Genomic DNA, 3076 nt, shown 5'->3' on the forward strand with positions numbered 1-3076 from the left:
CCGCGCTCACCGGCCTCATCAGCAATGCGGGCGGCGGTCGTCGGGCGTTCGTCGATGCGACGGGCACGCCGGTGGCACTACCGGCCGCGATCCGCCGCGTGGTCGCCACCGACGATGTGGTCGGCGCGCTGCTGCTCGGCCTGGGCGCGCCGATGGTCGGGTGCGCGGGAACCCTCGACGACATCGAGGCTGACGGCATCCAGGCTGTCGGTGCGGCGCGCGCGCCGGACCCACAGGCCGTCGCGGCGCTGCGCCCCGACGTGATCGTGACCGGTGCCGTCGACCGTCTGCACGACCTCACGGACGTGCGGCTGGTCGAGGCGCTGCGGCAGGTGGCGCCCGTCGTGGCGGTGGATGTCAACCGCCCGGCGGTGGCCACGGCGGATCTGCGGGCCTTGCTCGGCCCCGTCATCGGCGAGCGGCCGCCGGCCGAGACCGTACCCGACCGTCCGCCCGCTCCGCCGGTGAAGCGGCCCCCCGGCCCCCCGGTGACGCGCCCCCAGCTCTGGTAGCGCCGGCCCGCGCCTCACCGGTGGATTCGGCTGCGGCGGGTCCGGCCCATCGTCGCCTGCAGGACGACGGTGCACAGCGGTCGCCGTTCACAGGGCCGGGGGCCGGGGTCATCCGGAGGGGCGTCGAGCCGGTGTCGCGGCCAGCGCGAGGAGCACCGCGCACTCCGCGTGTCGCAGCCGGTCGCGCTCCGGGGCACGCTCGAAGGCGTCGACGAGCGAGCCCGCGAGGTACGACTCGGGCAGCCGGGGGTTCACGTAGCTCTTGCGGCACACCGCCCGGGTGTTGTTGAGCCGGGCCGCGGCGGCGTCGATCGCGGCGATGATCTTGTGCTTGGCGTCGGTCGCGGACCGCGGTGGGCCGAGCCCGACGAGGACCTCCGCGGCGGTCACGGATCCGCCCCACGTCCGGAAGTCCTTGGCCGTGAACACCGCCTCACTGACCGCCCGCAGATAGGCGTTCACCTCGGCGGACCCGACGTGGACGATCCGGCCGTCGTCGTCGACGTAGGAGAACAGCTCCTGGCCGGGCAACTCGTGGCAGGCGTGCACGACCGACGCCAGCAGCGGGTCGCTCAGCCGGACCCGCTGCTCCTTGCCCGACTTCGCGCGGAACTCGAACCGCACCGTCGCCGGGTCCTCGATCGTGACATGCTCATGGCGCAGGGTGGTGAGCCCGAACGACTGGTTCTGTCGCGCGTACTGCTCGTTGCCGATCCGGATCAAGGTCTCGTCCATCAGCCGGATGACCGCGCCGAGCACCTTGTCCCGCGGCAGGCCGGGCAGCTCGAGATCGGTGTCGATCCGCTGACGCACGGCGGGGAGCGCCTCGCCGAACTCCATCATCCGGTGGTACTTCGTGGCGTCGCGCACCTCGCGCCAGCGTGGGTGGTAGCGATACTGCTTGCGCCTGCGTGAGTCGCGGCCGGTGGCGAGGATGTGGCCCTGCGGCGTGGGGCTGATCCATACCCGTGTCCAGGCCGGGGGAATGCCGATCGCGTCGATCCACGCGCGGTCGTCGGGGTCGGTGATCGCGGTGCCGTCGGGCCGGCGGTAGACCCAGCCGTCCGCGACGGGCTCGCGCGTGATGCCAGGCGCCGCGTCGTTGACGTACACCAGCTCCGCCATGGCCAGGGATTCCGAGACCGTCCCGTTCGCGCTCTCCGCCACAGTCGCCTCCGATCGATGGCCTCAAACCCCGAGCCGGGCGACCGGGCGAACTGGAGCCCGGCCTCACGCCGGGCTCCAGCCGTGCCCGGCCGACCCCACGGTCGGCCTGCGACCGGGGAGCGGACAAGCAACCCGCACGACGCGCTGGTGAGAGCCACGCCACGCAAGGCACCGTCTGCCTACCCAGCCGGACGCGCTGCGACACATCGCCGCCGTCGGCTGCGCTGAGCGGCAGCGGACAGCCACCACGAAGGCTGTCGACCTGGCCGGTCCGCGAACGGCCGACGACGCGTTTGACGACGTCGTGCACATGCCCGAGCCGAAATCCCCGGCTACGCCCCGCGCGCATCGGCCGAATCCGGATCCCACCGCGATACGGGGCCCAACGCTGCTCCGACAGGACCCCGCTACCACGGTCAGCGCACCGAGGGGGCCCGTGGTCGGGCAGCCACATCGGCGTTCGACTCCGCCGGGAGAGGCGCCGAAGCCGTCCAGAGCACCGAACAATCAGCACCTACGCGACCAAGCGACGGTCAGCCGGGACGTCCGGGCCGGGAACGACGACCGGAGCACCTACGCGGTCTGCCGGGCCGTCTCGCACGGGAAGCCCAACCGGGAATGCGTAGCCCACGGTCCCACGGGCTCGAGGCCTGCCGAGACCTCGATCTCGTGCGCAAATGGACGAGCAGGCGCTCCGAGTTTCGGAGTCGTAGATCTTGCTCTACTCTCCGGCGACCACTCGTCGGACAAAGGGGCCCGCATGATCATTCTCGGACTCATCCTGCTCGTGATCGGATACGTCGCGGGCATCAGCCTCCTCTACTACCTCGGCGGCCTTCTGCTCGTCGTGGGAATCGTTTTCCTGATCCTCGGTCGTACCGGGCGTGCAGTGGGAGGCCGTGCCAACTGGTTCTGAGCCTTCCGAAGGGCCGCCGGAAACCATTGCACTGTGCAGGGTGCCGTGATGTCCGGCGTCCCACGTTCGGCCGCCCCGATCCGAGGTACGGGTCGGGGCGGCGGCCCCTCGTCACGGCTTCCGGATGAGAACCTCGCCCTCGAGGCCGTCCGGGTCGCGGAAGAACATGCTGCGGATGGCGCCGCGGTCGTTGACGGTGCCGTCGCTCGCGCCGGTGTCGACCAGTCGACGGCGGATGGCGGCGAAGGCCTCGGGGGATGCGGCCTGCAGGCCGTTGTGGTCGATGCGCCACTGCCCCACACCGACGACCCACCTCACTAGGCCAGACGCTTCACCCGGTAGGCCACCGGCCCGCTGCCGCACAGGTCCAGCCGGACGAGCCCTACGAGACCGTGCCGGGACTCGTAGCCGTGGGCGAGGTGGACCACCTTGTCGACCGCCCGGTCCACGACGACGTCCACGACCTCGTCCGCCGAGCGCA

At 71.7% G+C, this 3076-nt stretch carries 3 protein-coding genes and 1 pseudogene; 2 read left to right on the forward strand and 2 right to left on the reverse strand.

Going from position 1 to position 3076, the window contains the following annotated elements; all coding sequences use genetic code 11:
- Nucleotides 1–512, forward strand: a pseudogene (locus tag JWR81_RS21015) (hypothetical protein); the annotation flags it as partial.
- A 108-nt stretch (nt 513–620) separates the two neighbouring features.
- Here the strand turns inward: JWR81_RS21015 and JWR81_RS21020 are convergent.
- Nucleotides 621–1637, reverse strand: a complete 1017-nt coding sequence (locus JWR81_RS21020) for a hypothetical protein (RefSeq protein WP_297655561.1) — start codon at nt 1635–1637, stop codon at nt 621–623.
- A gap of 802 nt (nt 1638–2439) precedes the next feature.
- Here JWR81_RS21020 and JWR81_RS21025 point away from each other — a divergent pair.
- Nucleotides 2440–2595: a hypothetical protein gene (locus JWR81_RS21025; protein ID WP_297655565.1), complete on the forward strand. Its 156-nt coding sequence runs from the start codon at nt 2440–2442 to the stop codon at nt 2593–2595.
- 111 nt (nt 2596–2706) lie between these two features.
- On the opposite strand, the gene JWR81_RS21030 is transcribed toward JWR81_RS21025, so the two are convergent.
- Nucleotides 2707–2913, reverse strand: coding sequence for a hypothetical protein (locus JWR81_RS21030; RefSeq protein WP_297655569.1), 207 nt, complete (start codon nt 2911–2913; stop codon nt 2707–2709).
- Between the last annotated feature and the right edge of the window lie 163 nt (nt 2914–3076).

The organism is Pseudonocardia sp. (genome assembly GCF_025965585.1).
Taxonomy (GTDB): domain Bacteria; phylum Actinomycetota; class Actinomycetes; order Mycobacteriales; family Pseudonocardiaceae; genus Pseudonocardia.